Below are 24,326 nucleotides of genomic sequence, written 5' to 3'. Positions count from 1 at the left end.
GATTCTTATAATGAATTTAAAGGGGGTATTTACACGATGAAATTTTTACACACATGTTTAAGAGTAGGAAACTTAGATAGGTCTATTGATTTTTATAAAAATGCACTAGGCTTTGAGATTTCTAGAAAAAAAGACTTTCCAGAAGATAAATTTACTCTTTGTTTTTTAAAACTGGCAAATTCAAGTTACGAGCTAGAGTTAACTTATAATTATGGCGTGTCTTCCTACGAAAAAGGCGAGGCTTATGGACACATTGCTCTTTCTTGCCAGAACTTTGAAAAAACTTATGAAAGACTCAAAAATGATGGTTACAAGGTAACAGACCTATATAAACTTTCAGATAATTCAGACGAGTTTTTCTTTATAACAGATCCCGACGGATACGATATAGAGATTATTAAAGCTAAGTAAGATTTTATTTTAATTATTTTTTATAGAAGTAGTTATTAAATTAAAAATGAGAATTGATTTAACAATTCTCATTTTTATTTAACTTCTTTTTTCTTAACTATATAAAGGCCTACTAGCAAAAGTATTATTGTCCAAATAAATAGGACTGTTAGACTTAGGTAGATGTTATTTGTCTTTATTCCACTTCCTATTATTGTGCTTCCATTTGCCATTTTGCTTGCTTTTATATAGCTAAACGGGCTTATGATTTTTATACTGCTTTTTACTAGGCTTTGTAGGTAGGCTATACCAGATACTATTCCTAAGCTTACTGCTACTACTTTTAGTTTTTCTTTTATGAATATTGATACTAATGCTCCTAGTGATGATATGAAGCCTATTTGGAAAATGTAGCTTATTATTAGTCTTAGGTTGTATTTCCAGATTGGTGTTAGTTTAAAATATGAGTTTTTTTCTAGTATTATTTTTTCTGGATCTATTTCTTTTATATATTCTACTACTGGAAATCTCGCATCTCCTATTCCTTCTGTTACTAGGCCTAGTATAAATAGGAGTAAAAAAACTCCTAGTAGTGTTATTGTTCCTACTGTAAATGATGCCAGTATTTTTTTTATGTGGTATTTTCTTCGCTCTACTGGCTGTGTGTATAGTAGTTCTATTTGGTTTCCATTTTCTTTGTCGTAGCTGTAGGCTCCAAGTGCTACTATGCTTATTAATACTAGGATTATTATATCTATTGGGTAGGTTCTTTCTATTCTTCTTGGTAAATATAGGCCCGAGTGTGAGTAGATGCTATCGTCTAAGTATGAGTATGCGTTTGGTACAAGCTTTTCATAGGAAGACCTAAATATTGGCTGATTTATTAAAACTGGCAATATATCTTCCTTTGAAAGATATTTAAAAATAAAATCTGATTCTTCATAAGACGGTGCTGTATAGCTTATCCCTCTTATAGCAGGAGTACCTTGGGAATTCCTATAATTAAATTCAGTTTTTTTAAGCTCATAATATTTTTTCCCATCTCCACTTAAATAATAATCATATATTTTGAGGGCCTTATTATATAAAATTTTATATTTTTTGTATTCGTTAATAAAATCTTTTCCAAACTCTAAATTGTTGCTATCATTATCTTCTAAGTCTTTTATGTCAATAGAATTATGGATGGCATTCATCTTAGCTTCATATAATTTCGTTTCAAAATATGAAGCTGAATGAAGTTTATATCCATTTTTTAGATTTTTGTCCTTAGCAAACGTTGTAAAAAAAGCAAACAAAATAAATAAAAATATTATAGCTATTTCACTATAAAACATTTTATTTTTAATTATTTTATTTATTTCAATTATAAATAGGGAATTTTTCTCCTTTTGACTTTCCTTATAAGTATTTTTGAAATTTATAAGATTTAAGCTTGAAAGATAGGTGAATAAAAATGAAATAGCAAAATAGAAATAGTAAATATATATTTTATTTTTAAAAATATATGATTCGTTATATTCTCCACTAATTTTAGAAAAAGCCCTACTTATATATCCTGTTATATTCTCTTTAAAAGCCAAAGCATATATTGGATTGTATATAGATTTTAAAAAGTCTATTTCTTTAGTAATTAAGCTTAATATAATAATTATTCCGCTAATGGCAATTGCAGAACTATAATAGTTTTTTGAAATCGAGGAAATATATAAAATTATTGAGCTAAAAAAAGTTAGCATAATTATAAAATAAAAAATAATTTTCAATAAAAGCTGATAGGCTAGTAAATAATGGGTCCCACCATCTTTAGTAAATATTCTGTATGCTTCTAAGTGACCATTATGCCAGTTAAGTCCAATTATTTTTGCAAATATTATACTAAAAATAAAAATACAAAGGACATATACTATACCAAGCAATATAATAGATAGTTCTTTAAAAAAAATAATTTTGTATCTTTTTACTGGACTTGTTAAAAGTAAAAGACTGCCATCCTCTCTTTCTTTTGATAAGTTGGGGATAAAAATAAGTAGCAAAAAAATAATTGGAAGTATGCCGAAGAAAAAATTAGAATTAAATATAATAAACCTAATTGGATTATTTGATCTATCCCAAAAAGATAAATTATTTAGTGAAGTTGAATTTTGGATCATTAATTCTTTTTCAAGCCTATTCCAACTAATAGCTGTCTTCTCTTCATCACTTAATTCTATCTCGTATTTTTCCAATAGATTTAATAATTTATTCTCATAAGAAAAAATTACATCTCTAAACTCAAGAGAGTCATCTTCGGAGTTTTTATCTAATTTATCAAAATCTAAATTTAGTGACCTGTCCATTTTTATATCGATCAGATCACTAACGAAAGATTTTTTTTCATCATCAGATAAAGTATCGCTACTTATTGCCTTATCCTCTGCCCTATCGAATATCTGACCTATTGAATTTACAAATTTTTCATTGTCAACAATAACCATATCGCCATATTTTAATATTGAAAGTTTATAAATAGGTAAAATAATGGATAGAAAAATAAAGAACAATAAAATTCGTTTTTTAAAAATCTTTTTAAGTTCAAATTTAAGCATATTACACTCCTATGTATAATCTCACTTATAGTGAGATTATTAAATTAGTCATCTAAAAATAAGGTTCCACTAAATTTTGCTTTTATTTCTCCGCCATAAAACCCTCTACCTTTTAAATCCAAACTACCACTATACCAATGTCCTTCTCTTTCAACTCTTCTATAGATTTTATCTCGAGAAAACTCATCTTCTCCTCTTGGAATATATATATCTATAATAATATAGTTTTTCACAGGTCCCAAGAGCTTGTCCTCTGTTTTTACATCTTCTATAGTTTTAGCAAATACTGTAAGTTTTGGAGCAAATACTAAAGCTACTAAGGCAAGTAATAAAATTATCTTCATTCTCATCTTCGTCTTCGTCTTCATCTTCATCTTTTTTCCCTTCTTTCTTTTAATTTTATATAAAAGACTGGTAGTCTATTATATACCTTTTTAAAAATCCTTAATATTTATTTTTACTATAACATTTTTTTAGCTATTTGTCAACTTTTTGTTTTATTATATTTTCTAATTATATCGATGCTTCAGTATCAGGTTCGTTTTCGTATTAAAGATTCTTTAAAAGAAAAAGAGCAAGCATTTATTTTACCTTTATCCCAACTAAACGCTGCTCTTTTAACTCTATTTAACTTCTTTTTTCTTAACTATATAAAGGCCTATTAGTAAAAGTATTATTGTCCAAATAAATAGGATTATTAGACTTAGGTAGATGTTATTTGTCTTTATTCCACTTCCTATTATTGTGCTTCCATTTGCCATTTTGCTTGCTTTTATATAGCTAAATGGGCTTATTATTTTTATGCTGCTTTTTACTAGGCTTTGTAGGTATGCTAAGCCTCCTATTATTCCTAAGCTTACTGCTACTACTTTTAGTTTTTCTTTTATGAATATTGATACTAATGCTCCTAGTGATGATATGAAGCCTATTTGGAAAATGTAGCTTATTATTAGTCTTAGGTTGTATTTCCAGATTGGTGTTAGTTTAAAATATGAATTTTGTTCTAGCATTATTTTTTCTGGATCTATTTCTTTTATATATTCTACTACTGGAAATCTCATGTCTCCTATTCCTTCTGATATTAGGCCTAGGATAAGGAGAAGCACAAATATTATTCCCAGTCCTAATAGTCCTACTAAGAAGGAGGATAGGACCTTCCTGGTGTGGTATTTTCTCCTATCTACTGGCTCTGTGTAAAGGAATTCTATTTGGTTTCCATCTTCTTTATCAAATGAGTAGCCACCAAGTGCCATCATACTTATTATGCCTATTATTATAAGGTCTAGAGGATAGGTTCTCTCCAGTCTTCTTGGTAGGTAGAGGCTGGAGTGGGAGTAGATATTGTCGTCCCTGAAGCTACTTGCCTCCTTGGCCATCTCCTGGTAGGCTGAAATAAAAATGGTATAGGATAGGGTTAGGGGTTTTATGTCATTTTCTGACAAGTACTTATACAATTCGCTCGACTCTGTATAAGAAGCTGTATTTGCTACATAGTTATCAATTGACATATGTCCTGACCTATCAACATTTTCAAGTTCTGTTACTTTTAGACCATAATAGTCATTCCCATTTCCTTCTTTGTAGTAGTCATATGCCTTGAGGGCTTCCTGGTAGAGTTTTTCAACCTTTTCCACTTTTGCCTTTTCACTTGCTGGTATTTCGTCTCCTGTAAATATGGCAGCATTTTCAGCATTTTCCACAACATTATCTCTAAAATTTTTGATATCAAAAGCTAATCTACCATTACTGTTATAGTCATCCATCTTAATATCTTTTGCAATTAATACTGAGAAGATGACAATAAATATAGAAATTGATGCAAATATCATTATTTTAAAACTAGGAGCTTTTGTAAGCTTTTCAGCTTCAAATCCAAAATGGGATTCTGCACTCTTCCCCTTCCTCTTTTGCCCCTCCCTAACTGTCCACCAATTTTTCTCAGATAAGAATAAAAAGACAATGGATAAAATAAGATAAACATAATATTGGATGTAACCATTATTAACAATATATATTTCTTCTAAATAGTTCTTGCTTTTAGAATACTCAATATAGCCTAATATATTATTCTTTATATTTAGGCTGTAGACTGGATTAAAAGCTAGCCTAAAGGACTCAAAGGAATTTGTTAACACATAAAGGATAAGTAATATAGTAGAGATGACAAAAATTTCAGAAAAGTGATTTTTTACCTTAGTTGAAATAAGTAGGGCAAGGGATTCAAAAAACATGAACATCATTAGGAAGTATAAGACAATCCTTATTAATAGTTCATAGGCTAAATAGTACTTAAAGCTCCCATCTTCTGTAAAGATCCTGTAGACTTCTAGATGACCATTTAACCAGGGGTAGCCAGCCTTTCTCGATAATATTAAGCTAAAAGCTATGGCAAAAATAGAGTAAAGTATAGCCAAGACAAGCCCTACAAGTAACTTAGAAAGAACTACATCTCTAGTCCTTATTGGTTGAAATTTTGAGAAGAAAAGACTTCCATTTAATTTTTCTTCTCCAACCATGGATATTGAAATAATTACAATTGCAAGTATTGGAATTATAGAAAAAAGAGAATTAGATGACTCAATAAGTACTCTAAATGGATTAATTGCATATAGAGAAGATGGGGAATCAAACAAGAATGTATTATTCTTTCTTATTATTTCTTCTTCAAAATCATTCCAGTCCATATCTTTTTGCATTTCTTCAGGCACTTCTATCCCAAATTTGTCTATTATCTCTTTCTGTCTATTTGCATATTCAAAGGTAGCTTCTCTGAAGATAAGTAATTTTTCTTCCTCATCTTTAGCCTCATCCGCCTTATTATATGTTCCATCAAGAAAGTTTAAACCCTCAGCTAACTCTATTCTCTCTAAGGCTTTTTTATCTTCCTCCGATAGATTGAGACTGTAAATATTATCCACTAAATAAGAAAGGTATGAGCTTCTTTCATAGACATTTTTTACATTTTTATTGTCTATCAGATGCCATTTATTTATAATACTCAGCTCATTTAAGGACAGGGTAAAGGCTAAAATTAAGATTATAATAATTGGGTATTTTAATTTTATAACCTTTTTGAACTCAAACTTAAACATTATTTACTCCTAAAAAAGCTAGCTTTTCAGCTAGTCTTTTTCACTATCTTACTAGTTTTAATGTACCTTTATAAAAGTACACTTTATCCAAACCAATTTCTTGCGGATAACATTTAATATAGCCTTCATATAAATGTCCTCCTATTTGTATACTTCTTCAAAAATACTCTCCCCTATAAAGGTAGTGGACTTCTTTGTATGGATACTCTTCATATACTGGTGCCCTAAGTTCTACAATTTCAGTATTCTCTAATTCTGCCGCTAAAGCATTCATATTTGGCATAAGAACAAGTGCAGCTAAAAGAATAGCGGAAATAAACTTTGAGATCTTTTTCATTTATTTCAGCTCCTTCTTATTAAAAATAAATATAAAGTTAATTATATACATGCACACTGATTCCTTAAAATAAATTCAATTATATTTTAAATACCTTATGTGTTCATATTATCATGATAAATTGTCCTTGTCAAAGTATTTTTAGAAATTTCCCTATTTTTATTAAAAATTTATATTTCAAAAAAATTACTATATACACTAATAGCCACGCCAGCTAAGGATACGATACTTCCACTTCGGTCAGAATGACAGGCTGGTGTAGCTATTTTAGTTTGTATTTTTCTTTATTTTTTTCTACCTAACTTCCTTTTTCTTAACGATAAAGCTTCCAATAAGTGTAAATACTAGTGTCCAAGCTAGTAATACTCCCGGGCTTAGGTAGAAGTTATTGGCTTCTAGGCCAGACCCAACTATTACACTGCCATTCGCTAGTTTTGAGGCTCCCATGTGGCTAAATGGTGATAGAATCCTGATTGGACTCTTTACCAGCTTCATAAGATAGGAAAATAGTCCTGTTATTCCAAGTGTAAAGCCGACTACCTTTATCTTCTCTTTTACAAAGATGGAGATAAAAGCACTCAGACTGGCTAGAAAACCTATTTGGAAGATATATGATGCTAGGAGCCTTAGGTCGTAGACCCAGATTGGGATTAGCCTAAAGTATGAAGTATCACCTGGCTTCAGGTTTTCTATATCTATGTCTTTTACATATTCTACGATTGGAAAGTTTGGGTCTCCAAATCCTTCTGATATTAGGCCTAGGATAAGGAGAAGCACAAATATTATTCCCAGTCCTAAAAGCCCTACTAAGAAGGAGGATAGGACCTTCCTGGTGTGGTATTTTCTCCTATCTACTGGCTCTGTGTAAAGAAATTCTATTTGGTTTCCATCTTCTTTATCGAATGAGTAGCCACCAAGTGCCATCATACTTATTATGCCTATTATTATAAGGTCTAGAGGATAGGTTCTCTCCAGTCTTCTTGGTAGGTAGAGGCTGGAGTGGGAGTAGATATTGTCGTCTAAATCTTTATAAGCATCTGGCTTAAGTTTTTCAAATGAAGATAAAAAAAATGGTTGTTTTATTTGAAGGGGACTTATATTTTCTTTTGATAGATATTTTAAAACTTCTCTTGACTCTTCGTAAGTCGCTTCAGAGTAGTATCCACTTTCTAAAATTTTATTACTCTCTCTTGCCCTATCTCCAAGCTCTGCAAGTTTAACATCATAATATTTCTTACCATCTTTATTCTTATATGCCTCTAGACCTTTAAGAGCCTGGTCATATAAATTTTGATAGATTTTAACTTCCTCTAAAAATGAATCATTAAATTCTTCTAAGCCATCTTCATCGGTGTCAACATTTACATTTGCATTCGCATTCATCTTCCACACATCTAAAGCAATTTTAAAGTATTCAAGGTAGTAATCATTATAAATTCTCTTTAAATCGTTATCCTTATTAAATATAAGCATAAATATTATAAAAATTAATATAGTAGAACTTGCTATTCCAGTAATATAGCTACTATTATGAATTATTTTCCCCAATTCCATATCAAAAATTGACTTAATTTCTGTATTTCTTGATTTACTAGTATTATTTACTCTAAATAAGAAATCTTTACTTAAATATATAAAGACAAAAGAAAGAATAAGGAAAATATAATAGTAAAAAATCGGTTTTTGATTAATATATTCGTAGTCAACGTCTGAGAACTTGATATATCCTAATATATTATTTTTTATATTTAGTGCATATACAGGATTTAATGGAGTTCTCAAGCTGCTTACATTATTCATAATAAGATTAATAATAATTAGCAGGCTAACCAAAATGGTTGTCCCATTATAATGATTTTTAGAAATTGAACTTGTAAATATAATTATTGAGCTAAAAAAAGTTAGCATAATTATAAAATAAAATATAATTTTTAATAGCAACTTATAAGCTATTATATATTTTAAATCTCCGTTCTGAGTAAATATCCTATATATCTCTAAATGTCCATTGTGCCAATTTAAGCCATTTAATTTGCCTAATATTATAGAAAAGATGACAATGAATGCTGAATAAAGGATCCCACTAAGAATAATTAAGGCCTGTTTTGATAAAATAATCCTTAGCCTATTTTTAGGATTAGTTAATAAAAGCTGAATTGAGCCGTCTTCCCTTTCTTTAGATATAATATATAAAAAGAGAATTGATAAAATGATTATAGGATATAAACCAAAATATGAGGCTGAATAATAAATTAAAACTCTTATCGGATTAATAGAAAATTTACTAAAAGAAGCTTCAGAAAGAGGAGTATTATATTCTAGCATCTTACTCTTTTCAATCTTTTTCCATTCAATGACTTTTTTATCTTCTTCACTTAACTCAATATTATATTTTTTAAGTAGATTTAACTCCTTTTCATCTCTTTCTAATATTACATCCCTTACTTTTATAGCATCCTTTTCAGAATTATTATCTATATTATCATAATCAATATCACTTATAAACTCCCTAAAAATCTTACTATTATCTCCATTAAACGCTTTCTTTTCCTCATCAGTGAACTTATCTGATTCTAACATGTCCCTTTCTATGTCCATTATTTTATCACCTAAAGAATAAGCTACATTGTCTATAGATATAATTTCAAAACTTTTTATAGAAAGATACTTAGTAAAAACAATTATAAAAGCTAAAATGGCTAGGATCAAAAATATTTTTCTTTTATGCGCCTTATATATTTCAAACTTTAACATTTTGACCTTCCTTTTGTAAAAAGGCTAGCTAAGCTAGCCTTTTATTAATCATCTAAAAATAAATAGCCAGTAAATATTGCATAGGTCTTATGGTTGCTAAATTCTTTGAAATACAAACTTCCACTATATTTATGGCCATTATCATAGACACTTCTATAAATGGTATTTAAGCGGTACTCGTCACTTGATTTGTGAACATATTCTTTATACTCAATATACTCCCTAACAGGTGCTCTAAGTTCACTAATATTAGGTCCTTGAATTTGAGCTGCACTTACATAATTTTTAGGAAATACACTCAAAAAAGACTAGCGTTGTAATTAGAAATAATTTTGATTTTTTTTTCATTTTTTATCCTCCTGGTTAATTATTGTTTTATTAAATATTTTGGTATTTAATAAAGTTTTTTTATACTAACTATTATAAAATTCTTTATTTCTTATTTTCAAAAAAAGCTTTTATGAAAATTTAAGTCTATTTGGATTGATATCTTGAACAATCGTGTAAATTTTTTTATATTTTAGGGCCTTTATTTCAGCAAGCTTTTTTATTTTTTCTATTTCCTTCTCATCTTCAAACAAGATAGTAACTCCGCAGCACTTCTCGATTTCTTTAGGTGTTGGAGCTAGGGTTGCTTTTATTCCCTCTTTTTTTATCTCCTCATAGAAGCTCGTAGCATCTGAGGAATTATCAAAAATTATATAGTTTTTTTTAGGCATCTTTTAAAAGTTCTAGGAAGGCACCAATTCTAGTTTTTAACTGTTCAGCATCATTGTCTGAATAATCAGTTTCTATACCAAGAACTGGAATATTTTCTTCCTTTAGTCTTCTTTCAACTTCTATACCTTCAGTGTCATAGATTTGACAGAACTTTAGGTTTACATCTATTACTCCATCTGCTTTAAAATATTTTGAAAGTCTTATTATATCTTCAATTCTTTCATCGTTTGGAGTATAGCAAGCGCAATTAATACCTGACATATATCTGTCAGTTAGTGCATCTATCATTTCTTCGATTGTCTCACCTGATTCATCTACAAGTTTTTCAAAATATCTAGATCCTGTACACATTTCTTCTCCAACAACTGCCGCTCCTTGAGTTTCTATAATTTGGTGTAATTTCCAGTTTGGAATAGAAAGTGGAGTTCCTGAAAGCATAACTCTAGGTGCATCTTTAGGATATACGCTTACACCATTTTTCACTCTTTCGTCAAGTTCATCGCATAGCTCATTAAGTTTTTGTGTAAATCTAGCTGGGTCGTCATAGAAGGCAATTTGTGTTATTAAAAGAACATCCCTTCCTGAAATAGGAACATTTTCTAATGTTCTAAATGCGTTTAGTCTTTGTAGTGCACGTCTTTTATTGTTTATTAAAACTATAGCATCCTTTAAACCTTCTTTTGTAAGAGTATTTCCAGTTAATTCTTCAATTCTCTTTATATATCTTCTAACTTCATCCTTGAAAAATTCCCTATCCTTGTCCCTCTTCATTTGAGGAAGGTCAAATATATACATTGGAGCGTCTTTTGATAATACTTCCCAGGCTTTTTTCTTTCCATCGCAAGTTGTTTCTCCAACAAAAAGGTCTGCTAATCTAAAGAATGGGCAAGTTCTCTCAAATCTTGCTCCTAGTGAAGCCTTGATTAACGGGCAAGTAGCTGAAGGAAGAACTTTTTCTCCTCCTGGAACCCAGAATTGTGAACCAGAACAAAGTCCAGTATTTATAGCTCCAAGTGCAAAAACAATTTCATCTGGAACGTGAATACAGAAAGTTCCTACAACTTTTCCGCCATTTTTTTGAAATTCTACAAGTTCTTGAGGTCTAATACCATGAATATCAGCTACAACCATGTTAAAATAGTCCATTTTTTCAGGTCTATTTTCTTGAGATAGATAAACATCTCCAAAAGCCTCAGGTAGCGCTTCACAAAGAAGATCGTGTTTTTCTACATCCATTCCTAAATCTGTCCAAAATTTTCTGTTGTCTGCCATTTAAATTCCTCCTAAATAATTTAATTTCTTGCCCTCATCAAATGGGCATCCCCTAATTGAATAGTCGAATTTTACTATTCTTTTTTTGCTGTACTTTTCCTCAAGATAGGAAAGTAGGTCATCATTTTCTATAATAAAAAAGTTTTCACCCTCACAGCCGCACTCTAAAAGTACTTCATCTCTTGAAGATAAATTATGATAAATTCCGCAGCCAGCACATACTTTAATATAATCTTTTTTTAGCTTTTTTAAGTTTTTATATTTTTTTAAAATCATTTCTAAAAAATGTATTCTTTCATCAAGATTAAGTATAAACTTTGAAAAATATTCAATTTCAAATATTTCTTTTATGTCCATATCAAGTTTTCTAATATCTAAAATAAGATTATTTAAAATAATAGACTTTGCTGTAACCTCCTTTAACTTCTCCATATCAAGTTTTTTCCCACTAATATCTTCCAAAAAGCTAGTAAAATCTTCAAAGGTTTTATATACATAGATTTTTTTATCGGTAGACCTATATAATAGGTCATTTCTCTTTTGGCAAAAATCATCTACTACAAAAAAACTAGACGAAAACATCAAGGGACATTTGTCTTCCCTTAAGTAAATTTTTGTAGAGTTAAGTAAATCGCAGAGATTTTCATCTTTTTTAAAATTTTCCATAACATAAAGATCTATCCCATAGCTTGGGACGGAAAATAGAGAAAAAGAATATATAAGTTCCCAGGGAACTCTACCAAAAGTTGAAACAAATTTATTTTCACCCTTTAAATTAATAGCTTCTATGTAAGCCTCTCTTCTCAAATCTTCGTATTGCATATAATCACCTATATAATTATTATATCATTGATTTATGCTTGTATTCATTAGATTTTTTTATAGATAATCATTTACTATAAGATAATCTTATGGAATGTGTTATGATAATATTTTTTAGTATGATAGTTAGTTTTATTTATTTTTATTCTATAAATATATTTTTTATATCTAAAATTTATTCTAGCTTCTCATCTTATTTATCAGCTTTTTTCTTCCCTTACATAAAAAAATGAGCTAGGAATTTTTTCCCGCTCATTCTAATAAATATAAATTTTTTAATTTAAATAAATTTTCTAATCCCTACCATTAGATGCCCTATGAACTAGGTATCTACCATAGCCAATAACAACCCTATAGTATCCAGAAAGCTTTTTATCTACCTCATCGTCAAGGGTATAAATTAATAAATCATTATCTCCCAGCCCTTTGAGTTTACCTTCTGTAGCTATTATTGTAATATCATCTTTTTCTAAAAGTCTTAGGACATTTTGAGAAAGCTGCTGGTTCCCTCTTCCAAACACATAGCCTTGACCTCCCATAGGTGTTACGATTAGTTTAGCCTTGTGGCCTTTAATAATATCTATTATTTCTTTTTCATTAACATCCTTAGCTACAAGTTTTTTATTTTGAACTATATCTACGCCAAGAATTGTATAGTCAAGTCCTAACTCTTCTAAAATATGCATTGGAGTTGTTCCAGAACCGATTATATAATATACATCATCCTCCATACTATCTATTATTTCAAGAGCAATAGATTCCTGTGCTTTTTCATCGCTTTGAGGGGTAGGAGATTTTTGGTTTTGTAGATAGGTTTGATCAAAAGGAACTTTTAGATAACCGAATAGCCTAACTTCTACCTTGTCATTCCTAAAAGCTTCTTCATCCAAATCTACTACTTCTTCATCCCTATAATCTAATTCTTTCCCATCTATAAAATCTCTTACAAGCCTACCAGTAAGCTCTGGTGTTTTCCCGTAGACTGGCGAGTGAATTTTAACGCCTGCCGGAACTCCTACTGCTGGTATTTTTGTTTCTACAGCGGAAAATATATCTCTAGCAGTTCCATCTCCACCAACAAAAACTATTAAGTCTACTTTTTCTTCAAAAAGTTTTTGAGCAAGTTTTAAAGTGTCATCTCTTGAAGTTTTTTTACCGGGATTATAGATTACTTCGTACTTATAACCTAACTTATCTACAACATCTTCCCCCATTTCTCCAGAGGCAAGATAAATAATAAAATCATCTTTTACGTCTTTAAGTTCTTCAAGCGCTCTTTGAGCTTTTATGCCTGACTCTTTTTTGGAGCCAAGTTCTATCGCTTTTTCTATAATATTTTCTCCGTCTGTTCCCTTTAGACCAACTCTTCCTCCCATGCCTGCAATTGGGTTTATAATCAATCCTATTTTTTTCAAAAAGACTCCTCCTTTTTATAAATTATCTTTCATAAAATGATATAGACTTACTGTAACTGCTGAACTTAAATTTAATGAATCAACGTCCTTTGACTGTGGAATAAATACACTCCTCGAAATATTCCTATAAGAATCGTCAAGACCATGGGCCTCATTTCCAAATATAAGGCTAAATTTACCTTTATTATCAATTGTATTTAATCTCTTTGAGTTTTCATCTAATATAAAAGAATACATGGACCTATCTTTACCAAAATTAGAAAGATATTCTTCCTTATTTTTATAAAGTTTTTTTCTAACTTTGAAAAAAGAACCCATAGAGGCCCTAATAACTCTTGGATCAAAAATATCTATACTGCCAATTATAGCTAAATCATATAAGCCAAATGCCGCCATAGATCTAATTATAGTTCCCAAATTCCCCATATTCTCTGGATTATCGAGGACAACATGATTTTTATCTTCTAAGTTTTCCTGGTATTTTTCAAAAACACCAGCAATATAAATATTTCCCTTATTTTGCAATCTAGTAATATCGTTACCTACAGAGTACTTTATACCCAATTTATTTAATAGGTCAAAAATCTCATCTCCATCATTTAACTTATTTGAAATAAGAACTTCCCTTACAATTTCTTTTTTTGTATTTAGTAGTTCAATTGTTGGAAATCCACCGAAAACAAAAGAGTATGGATCATCTTTTTTATATTTTTTATACTTCATAGTTCCTCTTTTTCGTTTGTAAAAAATTTTTAAATTATTCTTGCCAAAATCCTCTAATATCTACTATAATATTATAGGTAAATTTAAAATATTAGGAGGTATTTATGATAGGTTTAATTACTGACTCACTCGGTATTTTTATAGGAGCTTTTATAGGCATTTTACTTAAAAAAAGAATTACCGAAAATCACACACAAACAATATTTACTATTATGGGTATTATCACAATAGTTTTAGGTTTGCAGGGAGTTATAGAATCGGATGCTATACTTATAGTTATAATTTCACTATTTATAGGCTCTATCTTAGGTGTAAGCTTTGATATAGACTACAGAGTAAAAAGATTTGCCCAAAGGTTTACCAAGGGATCTTCTCACTCAGTAGAAGGAATAGTTACAGTATTTATGGTTCTAGCAGCGGGCGCTCTTTCTATAATTGGACCTATGAAAGCTGGTCTTGAAGGAGATCTTAGCATAATGAATTTTAAGGCTGTATTAGACTTTGCTTCAGCCGTTATTTTTGCAGCAATATATGGAAAAAGTGTATATGTGGTGTCTATCTTCCTTTTTATATATCAGCTTATAATATTTTTATCATCAAAAATAATCGAACCCTATCTTACTCAGGCCCTAATAGATCAAATCTCCCAGGTTGGTTCAATTATACTAATTGCAATAGGTTTTGACCTCTTAGACCTCAAAAAAATACAAGTAATTAATTTACTTCCTTCTCTTTTAATGCCAATTTTAATTAATATAATTATATATTTTGCAGGAAATTTATTTTAATTTTTTGCCCCCAAGGACTCAACCTTATCCTTTAAATTTTCCGTAATAAAGGTAGATCCATCACTTAATATAAAATATGCTCCAACATCCTCATGCTTTGAAAGTAGGGCCTTGGCATCATCTAAGTCTAGTAAAAATAAACAAGTAGATAGATAATCTGCCAGTCCAGAATCTTCTGTGACAACGGTAACAGACCTATAATTATTCTTTGGATAAAAAGTATCTGGATCAATTAAGTGATGGTAAGTTTTTCCATCTAACTCAAAAGCTCTTTGGTAGTCCCCTGATGTTACGCAGGAAAGATTATTTATAAATAAAACGTCTTTTATTTTTTCATCTGATAGGCCTATAGCATTATCTGGATTTTGTATTCCAACTCCAAATTTAGTTCTATTTCCATCTTGAGGCTGGCCTACCGCCTTCACATTACCGCCAGCTGAAATAATAAAATTTTTAAGGCCCTTCTCTTCTAATAAGTCTGAAACAAGTTCAGTTGTATATCCTTTTGCAACCGCCCCTAAATCAATTTTTGTATCCTCATTTAAAAGTTTTACACTTAAATTTTTTTCATTTAGCTCTATCATATCAACGCTAGCCTTACCATTTAAATTTTTAAGTTCTTCACTAGTAAGAATACTAAAATCTTCTTCACGATCCTCATTTCCATCCCCATCTTCAAAATAATCCCTAAGATCGCTCCAATACATTGTAACTTTTCCCATAGCTATATTAGTTCTATCAGAAATATTTTTATAGGACTCTTTAGAAAATTTTATTAGGTCAAATAATTCTTTTGGAACTATAACCTCAGTTCCTGGATTGTCATTAATAGTCTTAACATTTACAACTCCTGGATAATCTTTATAATTATCAAAAATATCATTGTATTTTTTAAAATTATCTCTAACAATTTTTTTGTAACCCTCAAACTCATCTTCACTTGTTGTATAGCAAGAAAAACTAACTATCGTATCAAATGTTTCATAAAAAGTATCTTCATACTTTATATAATCTTTTTTTGTAATTTCTTTTTTTGTTTCACCCTTATTTCTATATTCCTTATTACATGAAGCTAAAAAAATCATAGCTAAGCTTAAGAATAAAACCATCTTAATTCTCTTCATATTTTAAAACCCCCTCTACATAAACCTTTTTTAAATTGAAATTTTTATCAAAAACTATTATATCAGCAAAATTACCTTTTTTTAAGCCCAAAAAATCATCAAACCCATGAGCCTTTAAGGCCATCCCACTAGCCATATAAAAAGCATCATTTAAACTTTTTATTCCATCTTCATATATATTTTTTACCCCATCCAAGAGTTTTAAATTGCTGCCGGCTAGTTTGCCATTTTTTAAAAGACTTTTACCATTCTTTTTTACTACATCAAGTCCTCCAAATTTATAATTACCATCAGGTAAAAAGAGAGTCTTGATTGAGTCAGAGATAAGAAAAGTATTTGGATTAAGCCTAGTTAAAAGCTTTGCCGATATTATGTCAACATGATTTCTATCATAAATAAGTTCTGGATATATATTATCCTCTAATATTAAGCCCAAAATTCCTGGATCTCTGTTTTTGTAGGGTCTCATAGCATTAAAAGTATGGTTTAATATTGATGCACCTAGGTCCTTACAAGTTTTAGCATCAGAATAATTAGATCCGCTGTGGCCAAGACTTACATTTATTTTTTTATCTTTTAAGATTTTCGTAAATTCCTCGCTTCCCTCAAGTTCGGGAGCTAATAAGACCTTATTAATAAAGCTCCCAAATTCTTTATACAGATCTAAAATAAATGAAGGGTCAGGTTTTTTAATATATTTACCCTCCTGGCTACCAGAATAACTACTAGAAATAAATGGCCCCTCAAGAAAAACTCCTAAAGGTTTAGAACCAGTAAATTTTTCCCTATTTTCATAAAAATACTTTATTCTTTTATATATATTATCATAAGAGGATGTCTTAATAGTAATTAAAAATCTAGTAACACCACATTTAAGTAGTCTATTTGAAAAGTCTTCTATGGAAAAATTATCCTCAGAAAAATCATATCCAGCAAGGCCATGAATATGCGAATCAAAAAGGCCTGGCCCTATATATAATTTATCAGAATAGTCTTCCCTATCTTTAAGTATTTTTATATCTACTATTTTCCCAGAAGAAAAATCTACTTTCCCATAGATAATCCTATCTTTTAAAATTAAATTCCCTTCTAAAATCATTTTTCTCACCAAGCTAATTATATCATTAAAAGAGCTTATTTAAAAAATGGGTATATACTAAATAAATAAATTAATAAAGGAGCTTATTATGACAAGATATTTGGTAGCAATAGACGGTTCAAAGTATTCTGAAATGGCTTTAAAGACTGCTATAGACTTAGCAGAAAAGACTAAAGCCTCAATAACTCTTCTTAGCGTTATAGACATAGACCAATACTTAGGATCAACATCACTTCAAGATTTTACCTTGGAAAGCAATAGAGATATAACAGAAAAAATGTTAGCTGAAGTAATCGAAAAATATCAAAATCAAAATGTAAAACTTGAAAAATTAGTTACAACAGGTTCAGTTGCAAATGAAATAATAGCTGAATCTAGAAATGATTATGATCTTGTAATAGTTGGATCTCGTGGACTTGGAAAAGTGAAGAGGACATTTTTAGGTTCAGTTTCAAACAAGGTTGTAAACCAAGCTGCAAATTCAACTCTAGTTGTAAAAAATTATCATAAAGATGGATTTTCTAGAATTTTAGTTCCGCTTGACGGCTCTAGAAACTCAAAAAGGGCCTTATATAAAGCTACTAAAATTGCTGAAAACTTCTCTTCAGAATTACTTATAATTAGCGTAGTTAAGGAAATAGAAGATTCAATATTTACATTTGACAAAGAGCGTGAAAAAATATTACAAGAAGAAAATATCAAAAAATCTAAAAAGATTTTAGCTGATGCCCTTGAAAGTATTGATAGCTCAAAATTTAAAGTTTCTACAGAATTAATTATTGGTAGTGTTGGGGAAAGTATTATAGAAAAAGCGGAAGAAAATGAATACAACCTAATAGTTATGGGATCAAGGGGACAAAACTCTATCTCTAGAGCATTCATGGGCTCTGTTTCAAATGAGGTAATGCACTCTACAAGAAAATCTGTTTTAATCGTAAAATAAATTTTTCATAAATTCAAAATATTTTTAATCCTTTTAAACTACAAAAGGCTGTTGGTTTAATTCCAATGGCCTTTTATGTTTTTAAATTATAAGTCTTGTAAAATTAATTAAGCTTAAAAAATATTAAATTATTCACTTTTAAAATGAACAAAAAAACAATTATAATTTAAAACTACTTCCCTTAACCTAGGCTTTTAAAGCTAACTAAATTTAAATCCAAAGCAAAAAAGTTTTAAAGGATAAGCTATTACATCTTAAAGGCCCTTATAAAAATTAAAAAATATGTAAAAAGGAAATAGCCTTCTTGATATCAAGAAGGCCTTTGGAGTTAATTATGATGAAAAAGAATAAACTTATCTTTAAGTTTATTATGTTTATATTATATTCTATAAAATTCTTTTTGTCAACGTTTTCCTTAAAATAATTTCATCTGGATAAAAGCTCTATTTTTAAAGCTTTATTTAGAAAAAAATGTTTTTCCCTTTAAATTTTTGAAAAAGTTAGTAAATTCTTTATAAAAATAGTAAATATTTTAAATTAAGATAAAAATTTTTTATCAAAACTACTTCTTTCCTAATACTCCATTAGATTCAAAAATTTATAGACACAATAAATTTTCTAAAACAGATCCCAAAAGCAATTGAGAAAAGTAAATTTATATCTATTTTAAAGACTTAAGAAAAGCGCTAGCATCCTTATAGCCTAAATCCATAGATCTTTTTATAGACTCCTTACTAAAATCGTAAGACTTAGTAAGCTCTTCACTCGCTTTTATATTATAGATTGTTTTTTTTGAATCTTTAGGTAGTATATTTTTAATGCCAATTCCTTCAATTTCTATAATAAATATCCTATCAACATCTTCCTTTTCTAAAAATATTTCAAAAGGTAGATTGTTAGAAAAGGCTCCATCAAGATAGGTATCGCCTTCAATTTCCTTTTTTTCAAAAACAGGAAGGGAGCTAGAAGCTATTAAATAATCTGTTAATTTTTCCTCTCCAATATCACGAACTTCAACTAATTCACCCTTGAGGTTTGATAGGTTAAATGTAGATATATAAAAATAATCCGAATTTTCTAAAATTTTATCAAAGGATAATCTATCCTCAAGAACATTCTTTAAAAAGGAAGTATTTACCCCCTTATCCTTAATAATTTTTGAAAAAACTTTAAATTTTTCTGAAAAATTCATATCGTCTTTAGATGAAACAAAGTCTGCAATTTCTTTTTCAAAACATTCATAAACATTTAAGTTTTCCCAAAAATCCCAAAGGGCCTTAGCATCTCTGCTTAAATAAAACCCTGCATTTAATGAGCCGATAGAAGAAGCGCTTACCGCCCTAAACTTTAGGCCATTATCTTCAAGAGCCTTTAATACACCAGCCTCGTATGCTCCTTTTGCTCCTCCACCTTCTAAAACAAGTGCATCCATATTTTTCTCCTTATATTATTAATTAAAATAAATACAGCAAATTTTTAAAGTTATTAAGTTTATAAAAATTTTAACTTAAAAATCTATTTTGAAATTCTCTTAGAAATTTTTATCTTTAGAAAATATTTCTTAAGTCTCCTATCTCTTTTATGGCAAAATCAGATAGGCTCTTAGCCATATTAAAATCTTCCCTTCCATTTTTGTCCTCAATAGCTATTGGAATTATGTTGGCTTTCCTAGCTACTTTTAAAGCGTAAGAAGCATCGTCAACTAGGTAAGATTTTTCATTGTTATTATATTTCTTAAGCCCATATTCAAAAAACTTTGGGCTTGACTTGGAGTGATCAATTAAATCTGGAGCTAGTATAAAATCAAGATAATCATTTAGAGAAAACCTTTCAATAGCGAGCTTGCAATATTTGTAGTCTGTCATAGTCGCAAGCGATAGATTGTGACCCTTTGACTTTAGATAGTCTAAAGTCTCTAAAACATCTTTCCTAAGCTTTAGATCTCTCGAATAGCCACAAAAGAGTTTTCTTTCAAAAAAAATTTTCTATTTCTTCATAGTTAAAATCAATTTCCAGTACATCTCTTAAATACTTTATCATTTCCTTTTCAGTTAGAGAATTTAAAAGCCATAAACTTTCGTTATCTATTTCCTTTCCATAGGACTCTACAAAATCTCTTTCTAAATTATTCCACATAGGCATGGAATCTAAGAGGGTTCCATCAAGATCAAAAAAAATATTCAAATTACTTTCCTCCAGATCTAAAGCTTAATGTAACTTATTCCATTAAGTTTTAAAAGCTGGGTAGCATAATCGTCAATCCTATATCCATTTCTATAATATATTTTTGAAATGCCAGCTTGAATAAGAGCTTTAGTACAATTTAAGCAGGGAAAATGAGTTACATAACAGATGCATCCATTTACTTTAATTCCCTCTTTTGCACAATATAATAGAGCATTCATCTCGGCATGAAGAGTCCTTATGCAGTGACCATCTCTTAAGTAATGTCCGGCTTCATCGCAGTGAGGATTTCCCTTTAATGATCCATTATATCCAGTTGAAACTATCCTATTTTCACTATTTACAAGTACGCATCCAACATAGGCCCTATCACAGGTTCCTCTTGTAGCAACATTTTCTGCAAGTTCCATAAAATATTCTTCCCAAGATTTTCTCACACAATTCACCCCTTCTTTTTATGATTTAATTATACATAAAATACTTATTTTTTTAAAGTTACTAACTATTAGCTTTTTATTTTAGAAAATCAAATTAGCTAGAATTTTTTTCTTTATTTAATTAATATAAATTTTCTTTATTTTTACTTAGACTATTTTTTGAAATAACCACAAATTTTTAGTCAGACAAATTAATTTTAGCTTTTAAAAAATTTTGAGGAAAAAAATTTACTTTTATGAAAAAATTTCTAAAAACGTATTGTAAAATTTGTTTTTTTATCTTATAATTTGTTTTGCAAATCATTCGCATTTGCAAAATAATTTTATAAGGAGATTATACGATGAAAAAAATATTAAGTTTATTCTTAGCTTTTATTTTTATTTTTACTGGATGCACTAAAACTAATCTTCCATCTAGTTCAAAAGATAAAGATAGTAAAACTATTGAAACAGAAGACAATCAAGCGAAAAATCAAAAGAATAGTAAAGAAAAATTGAAGGTTATCTCTTCAATTTATCCAATTTACGACTTTACAAGTAAAATTGCTGGCGATAAAATAGAAAATGATTTATTAATCCCAGAAGGGTCTGAGCCGCACGATTTTGAAATCGGTCCTAAGGAGATGAAAAAACTTCAAGAAGCCGATATAATTTTTATTAATGGTAAGGGTATGGAAGAGTGGAGCGAAAAAGCTCATGGAAGATAAGGACTTTAAGGAAAAAATTGTTGTCCTATCTGATGAGATGGATGAAGAAGATTTAATTAAGTTTGGTTTAGATGACAATGGTGAGAAAGATAGCCATCATGATCATGATAAAGACGATGATAATGATGGAATTGATGATCATGATGACCACGATGAAGATGATCATGACGATCACGATGACCATGATGAAGATAATCATGACGATCATGACGGTCACGATGACCATGATGAAATAGATGATCACGATGATCATGACGATCACGATGACCATGATGAAGATCATCATCACCACCATCACGGTCTATACGACCCACACACTTTCTTATCTTTTGATGGAGTAGAAGATTATTTTGAAAAAATAACTGATGTTCTAAGTGAAAAGTCTCCTGAAAATAAGGATTTCTTCTTAGAAAATAAAAAAATAAATACTGAAAAATTAGAATCTTTAAAGGAAAGGTATGAAAAAGACCTATCAGCTCTTAAAGGTAGGAATATTATTGTTAGCCATTCAGCTTTTGCCTATCTATTTAAACCACTTGGAATAAATGAAATTGGAATTAAGGGAATTGTTCCCGAAGCTGAAGTATCTGCTACTAGGATGAAAGAGGTAATAGAATATATCAAAAAAAATGATATAAAGGTTATCTACAGCGAAGGTGGATCTTCTAGTAAAATTTCTGAAACTATAGCAAAAGAAGCTTCTATTGAAATCCTTCCTCTTTATACATTAGAGTTTAGATCAGTAGATCAAGTTAAAGCTAATAAAGAATATTTTTCTATTATGGAAGAAAATCTTGAAAATTTGAAAAAATCTATTTAAGTTAAGTGAGAGAGTGTATATTTAATTGAAAGTTTTGGTGAGTTAATGGAAGTTGTAAAGACTAAAGATCTAGCCTTTTCTTATGGGGATCTAAATCTATTTAAAAATGTAAATATAGATATTAAATCCGGCGACTATGCTATTATTATGGGAAATAATGGAGCTGGAAAATCTACCATATTAAAGCTTATCTTAGGAAAACTTAAGCCTAATTTGGGTTCTATTTTTGTTTTTGAAAAAAAAGTAGAATCTTTATTGAAGGATACTAGAGTTTCCTATGTTTCTCAATTTTTAAAAAGTGAGTTTCCCATAGAGGTTAAAGAGTTTATGGAGCTTGGAATGTATTCTAGAATTAAAAGGGAAAAATTATCTAAAAATATAGTCCTAGATGAAATAAAAAAATATTTAAATCTTATTGATGGAGAGGCTTTACTTAGAAAATCTCTTGCTGATCTTTCTGGAGGGGAGAAAAGAAAAGTTTATCTTGCTAATGCTCTCATAAAAAAACCTGATCTTTTAATATTAGATGAGCCAACTAGTAATTTAGATGAAATATCGAGGGATAAATTTCACAAGATAGTTAAGATGGTAAATAGAGATAATAATCTTACCATTCTTGCTATTTCTCACGATGTTAGAAGTATTATAGATGATGCCAATAAATTTTACTGTTTGGAAAATGGAAGTTTAATTGAGCTTTCAAAAAGTAGTCTTAAAGAGGAATTAAGTCATATGCATAAGCATGGAGGTAATTAATGGATATTTTTTCTTATGATTTTATGATAAGGGCAATTCTGGTTGGTTTTATGCTTGGAATAATTATTCCCCTAATTGGTGTCAATGTAGTTGTTAAAAGACTTTCTATGATAGGAGATGCCCTTTCACACTCCTCTCTCGCAGGGGTTACAATAGGACTATTTTTTGGATTTAATCCCCTACTGGGAGCTTTTATTGCATGCCTTGTGGCAAGTTTTTTAATTGAATTTATTAGAAAAAAAAGTAAATTTTTTGAAGAGATGTCGATTTCTATTGTCCTTAGTTTTTCCCTTGCTATAGCAGGTATTATGTCTGGACTAACTAAAAATTCAAGTAATCTTTCCAGCTTTTTATTTGGATCAATAGTTATGATATCTGACATGGAATTTTATTTCACTATTGCTATTTTTTTATTGGTCTTAATTTTTATGCTTATATTTTATAAAGACCTTTTATATTTGTCAGTTGATCAAACTTCTGCTGAATTAAGCGGGATAAACACGAAACTAATTAATAGTCTATTTACATTTTTAACTGCCTTAACTGTTTCGATAGCTTCAAGGAGTGTGGGAACGCTTATGGTTAGTTCTTTAATAGTTCTTCCAGTTGCTTCAAGTATAAAGCTTACAAAAAGTTACAAGGGCCTAAATCTCTTATCAGTTTTAATTGGTCTTATAACCATAGAGCTAGGTTTATTTATGTCTTTTTACTTGGACTTAAAACCAGGTTCAACTATTGTTTTATTAAACTGTATTTTATATATAATACTTACGATATTTAGGAGGGGTAAATAATGGTAAGAATGACAAGAATTAGAAGATTGATTTATGAGATTTTAAAGGATACTACTATGCCACTATCCTGTTTAGAGGTTAGAAATAAGCTCTTGGAGATGGGTGCTGATGTTTTTCCATCAACTGTTTATAGGACTATGGAATTTTTTGAAGAAAATAACATGGTTTTAAAAGCTGATCTTCCAGGCTCTTTGGGAACTTACTATATTCTTAAGGAAGATTCCCATAAACACTTCGCTATCTGTTTAAATTGTAAGAAAAAATTTGAAATTAAGGGCTGCCCAGTTTCAGATACAATAGAAACTGAGGATGAAAATTTTAAAATAACCTCACATAAGTTTATGGTTTTTGGTTACTGCTCTGATTGCTCAAAAAATAATTAAATAAAAAATGAAACCACCTTACTTTGAACTGACCTTCTTTAAAGTTGTTTCTAGGTCCAACTTTTTTGGGTAAGTTCATTATGAAAAGGTGGTTTTATGTTGCTTACAAAGTGGCAAAATCCAAAAGCTAGCGATCCATACGAAAGAAATTGTAAGAAATTCAAATTGAAATAATCCG

25 protein-coding genes are annotated in these 24,326 nt (G+C 29.6%); 8 read left to right on the top strand and 17 right to left on the bottom strand.

Annotation, left to right across the window (positions count from 1 at the left end; translation table 11 throughout):
* Positions 1 to 36 precede the first annotated feature (36 nt).
* Positions 37 to 411 carry a lactoylglutathione lyase gene (gloA, locus tag VLK81_RS01710; protein WP_324618780.1) on the top strand — a complete coding sequence of 125 codons (375 nt, stop codon included), beginning with the start codon at positions 37 to 39 and terminating at the stop codon, positions 409 to 411.
* A 74-nt stretch (positions 412 to 485) separates the two neighbouring features.
* Here gloA and VLK81_RS01705 read toward each other — a convergent pair whose 3' ends face one another.
* The 11 genes from VLK81_RS01705 to VLK81_RS01655 all read right to left on the bottom strand — a co-directional run bounded on the left by VLK81_RS01705 (position 486) and on the right by VLK81_RS01655 (position 14,113).
* On the bottom strand, positions 486 to 2,978 hold the full coding sequence (locus VLK81_RS01705) for an ABC transporter permease subunit (protein WP_324618779.1): 2,493 nt from the start codon (positions 2,976 to 2,978) through the stop codon (positions 486 to 488).
* A 44-nt stretch (positions 2,979 to 3,022) separates the two neighbouring features.
* On the bottom strand, positions 3,023 to 3,352 hold the full coding sequence (locus VLK81_RS01700) for a hypothetical protein (RefSeq protein ID WP_324618778.1): 330 nt from the start codon (positions 3,350 to 3,352) through the stop codon (positions 3,023 to 3,025).
* A gap of 249 nt (positions 3,353 to 3,601) precedes the next feature.
* On the bottom strand, positions 3,602 to 6,070 hold the full coding sequence (locus VLK81_RS01695) for an ABC transporter permease subunit (protein WP_324618777.1): 2,469 nt from the start codon (positions 6,068 to 6,070) through the stop codon (positions 3,602 to 3,604).
* A gap of 157 nt (positions 6,071 to 6,227) precedes the next feature.
* Positions 6,228 to 6,407 (bottom strand): hypothetical protein, encoded by a 180-nt coding sequence (locus tag VLK81_RS01690; protein WP_324618776.1) that lies wholly within the window; start codon positions 6,405 to 6,407, stop codon positions 6,228 to 6,230.
* 294 nt (positions 6,408 to 6,701) lie between these two features.
* On the bottom strand, positions 6,702 to 9,161 hold the full coding sequence (locus VLK81_RS01685) for an ABC transporter permease subunit (RefSeq protein WP_324618775.1): 2,460 nt from the start codon (positions 9,159 to 9,161) through the stop codon (positions 6,702 to 6,704).
* 44 nt (positions 9,162 to 9,205) lie between these two features.
* Positions 9,206 to 9,463: a hypothetical protein gene (locus tag VLK81_RS01680; protein WP_324618774.1), complete on the bottom strand. Its 258-nt coding sequence runs from the start codon at positions 9,461 to 9,463 to the stop codon at positions 9,206 to 9,208.
* Between the two features lie 156 nt (positions 9,464 to 9,619).
* Positions 9,620 to 9,880, bottom strand: a complete 261-nt coding sequence (locus VLK81_RS01675) for a DUF3343 domain-containing protein (protein ID WP_324618773.1) — start codon at positions 9,878 to 9,880, stop codon at positions 9,620 to 9,622.
* Entirely contained in the window at positions 9,873 to 11,153 is a 1,281-nt protein-coding gene (locus VLK81_RS01670) for a double-cubane-cluster-containing anaerobic reductase (protein ID WP_324618772.1), read from the bottom strand. The genes VLK81_RS01675 and VLK81_RS01670 overlap by 8 nt, the downstream gene beginning before the upstream one ends.
* A complete protein-coding gene (locus tag VLK81_RS01665) occupies positions 11,154 to 11,975 on the bottom strand; it encodes a 2-hydroxyacyl-CoA dehydratase family protein (RefSeq protein WP_324618771.1) in 822 nt (273 codons plus the stop codon).
* A gap of 293 nt (positions 11,976 to 12,268) precedes the next feature.
* On the bottom strand, positions 12,269 to 13,390 hold the full coding sequence (locus VLK81_RS01660; protein WP_324618770.1) for an ATP-NAD kinase family protein: 1,122 nt from the start codon (positions 13,388 to 13,390) through the stop codon (positions 12,269 to 12,271).
* A gap of 15 nt (positions 13,391 to 13,405) precedes the next feature.
* Entirely contained in the window at positions 13,406 to 14,113 is a 708-nt protein-coding gene (locus VLK81_RS01655; protein WP_324618769.1) for a TrmH family RNA methyltransferase, read from the bottom strand.
* Between the two features lie 104 nt (positions 14,114 to 14,217).
* On the opposite strand from VLK81_RS01655, the gene VLK81_RS01650 reads away from it, so the two are divergent.
* A complete protein-coding gene (locus tag VLK81_RS01650; RefSeq protein ID WP_324618768.1) occupies positions 14,218 to 14,901 on the top strand; it encodes a DUF554 domain-containing protein in 684 nt (227 codons plus the stop codon).
* Here the strand turns inward: VLK81_RS01650 and VLK81_RS01645 are convergent.
* Positions 14,898 to 16,025, bottom strand: coding sequence for an FAD:protein FMN transferase (locus tag VLK81_RS01645; protein WP_324618767.1), 1,128 nt, complete (start codon positions 16,023 to 16,025; stop codon positions 14,898 to 14,900). The genes VLK81_RS01650 and VLK81_RS01645 overlap by 4 nt on opposite strands.
* Positions 16,012 to 17,124, bottom strand: a complete 1,113-nt coding sequence (gene nagA, locus VLK81_RS01640) for an N-acetylglucosamine-6-phosphate deacetylase (protein ID WP_324618766.1) — start codon at positions 17,122 to 17,124, stop codon at positions 16,012 to 16,014. Before nagA ends, VLK81_RS01645 begins: the two co-directional genes overlap by 14 nt.
* A gap of 88 nt (positions 17,125 to 17,212) precedes the next feature.
* On the opposite strand from nagA, the gene VLK81_RS01635 reads away from it, so the two are divergent.
* Complete coding sequence (locus VLK81_RS01635; protein WP_324618765.1) at positions 17,213 to 18,067, top strand: universal stress protein; 855 nt, start codon at positions 17,213 to 17,215, stop codon at positions 18,065 to 18,067.
* A 661-nt stretch (positions 18,068 to 18,728) separates the two neighbouring features.
* Here VLK81_RS01635 and VLK81_RS01630 read toward each other — a convergent pair.
* The 4 genes from VLK81_RS01630 to VLK81_RS01615 all read right to left on the bottom strand — a co-directional run bounded on the left by VLK81_RS01630 (position 18,729) and on the right by VLK81_RS01615 (position 20,688).
* Positions 18,729 to 19,499, bottom strand: a complete 771-nt coding sequence (locus VLK81_RS01630) for a patatin-like phospholipase family protein (protein ID WP_324618764.1) — start codon at positions 19,497 to 19,499, stop codon at positions 18,729 to 18,731.
* Between the two features lie 115 nt (positions 19,500 to 19,614).
* Positions 19,615 to 20,049, bottom strand: coding sequence for an HAD family hydrolase (locus VLK81_RS01625; protein ID WP_324618907.1), 435 nt, complete (start codon positions 20,047 to 20,049; stop codon positions 19,615 to 19,617).
* Complete coding sequence (locus VLK81_RS01620; RefSeq protein WP_324618763.1) at positions 20,039 to 20,251, bottom strand: HAD hydrolase-like protein; 213 nt, start codon at positions 20,249 to 20,251, stop codon at positions 20,039 to 20,041. Before VLK81_RS01620 ends, VLK81_RS01625 begins: the two co-directional genes overlap by 11 nt.
* A 17-nt stretch (positions 20,252 to 20,268) precedes the next feature.
* Positions 20,269 to 20,688 (bottom strand): deoxycytidylate deaminase, encoded by a 420-nt coding sequence (locus VLK81_RS01615; protein WP_324618762.1) that lies wholly within the window; start codon positions 20,686 to 20,688, stop codon positions 20,269 to 20,271.
* A gap of 341 nt (positions 20,689 to 21,029) precedes the next feature.
* Here VLK81_RS01615 and VLK81_RS01610 point away from each other — a divergent pair, with 341 nt between their 5' ends.
* From VLK81_RS01610 to VLK81_RS01590, 5 genes are read left to right on the top strand one after another with little or no spacing between them, the layout of a single operon-like run.
* On the top strand, positions 21,030 to 21,395 hold the full coding sequence (locus tag VLK81_RS01610; protein WP_324618761.1) for a metal ABC transporter substrate-binding protein: 366 nt from the start codon (positions 21,030 to 21,032) through the stop codon (positions 21,393 to 21,395).
* Positions 21,385 to 22,215 carry a metal ABC transporter solute-binding protein, Zn/Mn family gene (locus tag VLK81_RS01605; protein ID WP_324618760.1) on the top strand — a complete coding sequence of 277 codons (831 nt, stop codon included), beginning with the start codon at positions 21,385 to 21,387 and terminating at the stop codon, positions 22,213 to 22,215. Before VLK81_RS01610 ends, VLK81_RS01605 begins: the two co-directional genes overlap by 11 nt.
* Before the next feature lie 45 nt (positions 22,216 to 22,260).
* Positions 22,261 to 22,971, top strand: coding sequence for a metal ABC transporter ATP-binding protein (locus VLK81_RS01600; RefSeq protein WP_324618759.1), 711 nt, complete (start codon positions 22,261 to 22,263; stop codon positions 22,969 to 22,971).
* Positions 22,971 to 23,765, top strand: coding sequence for a metal ABC transporter permease (locus VLK81_RS01595; RefSeq protein ID WP_324618758.1), 795 nt, complete (start codon positions 22,971 to 22,973; stop codon positions 23,763 to 23,765). Before VLK81_RS01600 ends, VLK81_RS01595 begins: the two co-directional genes overlap by 1 nt.
* On the top strand, positions 23,765 to 24,148 hold the full coding sequence (locus VLK81_RS01590; protein ID WP_324618757.1) for a Fur family transcriptional regulator: 384 nt from the start codon (positions 23,765 to 23,767) through the stop codon (positions 24,146 to 24,148). The genes VLK81_RS01595 and VLK81_RS01590 overlap by 1 nt, the downstream gene beginning before the upstream one ends.
* Positions 24,149 to 24,326: the final 178 nt, after the last annotated feature.

Source organism: Citroniella saccharovorans (assembly GCF_035481615.1).
Lineage (GTDB): Bacteria > Bacillota > Clostridia > Tissierellales > Peptoniphilaceae > Citroniella > Citroniella saccharovorans.
Note: the sequence above shows the minus strand (reverse complement) of the source record. Positions and strands in the feature narration are given on the sequence as shown.

Excerpts from the sequence above, each read along its gene's own strand:
- gloA (WP_324618780.1), top strand. The coding sequence starts at position 37 with ATGAAATTTTTACACACATGTTTAAGAGTAGGAAACTTAGATAGGTCT.
- VLK81_RS01705 (WP_324618779.1), bottom strand. The coding sequence starts at position 2,978 with ATGCTTAAATTTGAACTTAAAAAGATTTTTAAAAAACGAATTTTATTG.
- VLK81_RS01700 (WP_324618778.1), bottom strand. The coding sequence starts at position 3,352 with ATGAAGATGAAGACGAAGACGAAGATGAGAATGAAGATAATTTTATTA.
- VLK81_RS01695 (WP_324618777.1), bottom strand. The coding sequence starts at position 6,070 with ATGTTTAAGTTTGAGTTCAAAAAGGTTATAAAATTAAAATACCCAATT.
- VLK81_RS01690 (WP_324618776.1), bottom strand. The coding sequence starts at position 6,407 with ATGAAAAAGATCTCAAAGTTTATTTCCGCTATTCTTTTAGCTGCACTT.
- VLK81_RS01685 (WP_324618775.1), bottom strand. The coding sequence starts at position 9,161 with ATGTTAAAGTTTGAAATATATAAGGCGCATAAAAGAAAAATATTTTTG.
- VLK81_RS01675 (WP_324618773.1), bottom strand. The coding sequence starts at position 9,880 with ATGCCTAAAAAAAACTATATAATTTTTGATAATTCCTCAGATGCTACG.
- VLK81_RS01670 (WP_324618772.1), bottom strand. The coding sequence starts at position 11,153 with ATGGCAGACAACAGAAAATTTTGGACAGATTTAGGAATGGATGTAGAA.
- VLK81_RS01665 (WP_324618771.1), bottom strand. The coding sequence starts at position 11,975 with ATGCAATACGAAGATTTGAGAAGAGAGGCTTACATAGAAGCTATTAAT.
- VLK81_RS01655 (WP_324618769.1), bottom strand. The coding sequence starts at position 14,113 with ATGAAGTATAAAAAATATAAAAAAGATGATCCATACTCTTTTGTTTTC.
- VLK81_RS01650 (WP_324618768.1), top strand. The coding sequence starts at position 14,218 with ATGATAGGTTTAATTACTGACTCACTCGGTATTTTTATAGGAGCTTTT.
- VLK81_RS01645 (WP_324618767.1), bottom strand. The coding sequence starts at position 16,025 with ATGAAGAGAATTAAGATGGTTTTATTCTTAAGCTTAGCTATGATTTTT.
- nagA (WP_324618766.1), bottom strand. The coding sequence starts at position 17,124 with ATGATTTTAGAAGGGAATTTAATTTTAAAAGATAGGATTATCTATGGG.
- VLK81_RS01635 (WP_324618765.1), top strand. The coding sequence starts at position 17,213 with ATGACAAGATATTTGGTAGCAATAGACGGTTCAAAGTATTCTGAAATG.
- VLK81_RS01630 (WP_324618764.1), bottom strand. The coding sequence starts at position 19,499 with ATGGATGCACTTGTTTTAGAAGGTGGAGGAGCAAAAGGAGCATACGAG.
- VLK81_RS01610 (WP_324618761.1), top strand. The coding sequence starts at position 21,030 with ATGAAAAAAATATTAAGTTTATTCTTAGCTTTTATTTTTATTTTTACT.
- VLK81_RS01605 (WP_324618760.1), top strand. The coding sequence starts at position 21,385 with ATGGAAGATAAGGACTTTAAGGAAAAAATTGTTGTCCTATCTGATGAG.
- VLK81_RS01600 (WP_324618759.1), top strand. The coding sequence starts at position 22,261 with ATGGAAGTTGTAAAGACTAAAGATCTAGCCTTTTCTTATGGGGATCTA.
- VLK81_RS01595 (WP_324618758.1), top strand. The coding sequence starts at position 22,971 with ATGGATATTTTTTCTTATGATTTTATGATAAGGGCAATTCTGGTTGGT.
- VLK81_RS01590 (WP_324618757.1), top strand. The coding sequence starts at position 23,765 with ATGGTAAGAATGACAAGAATTAGAAGATTGATTTATGAGATTTTAAAG.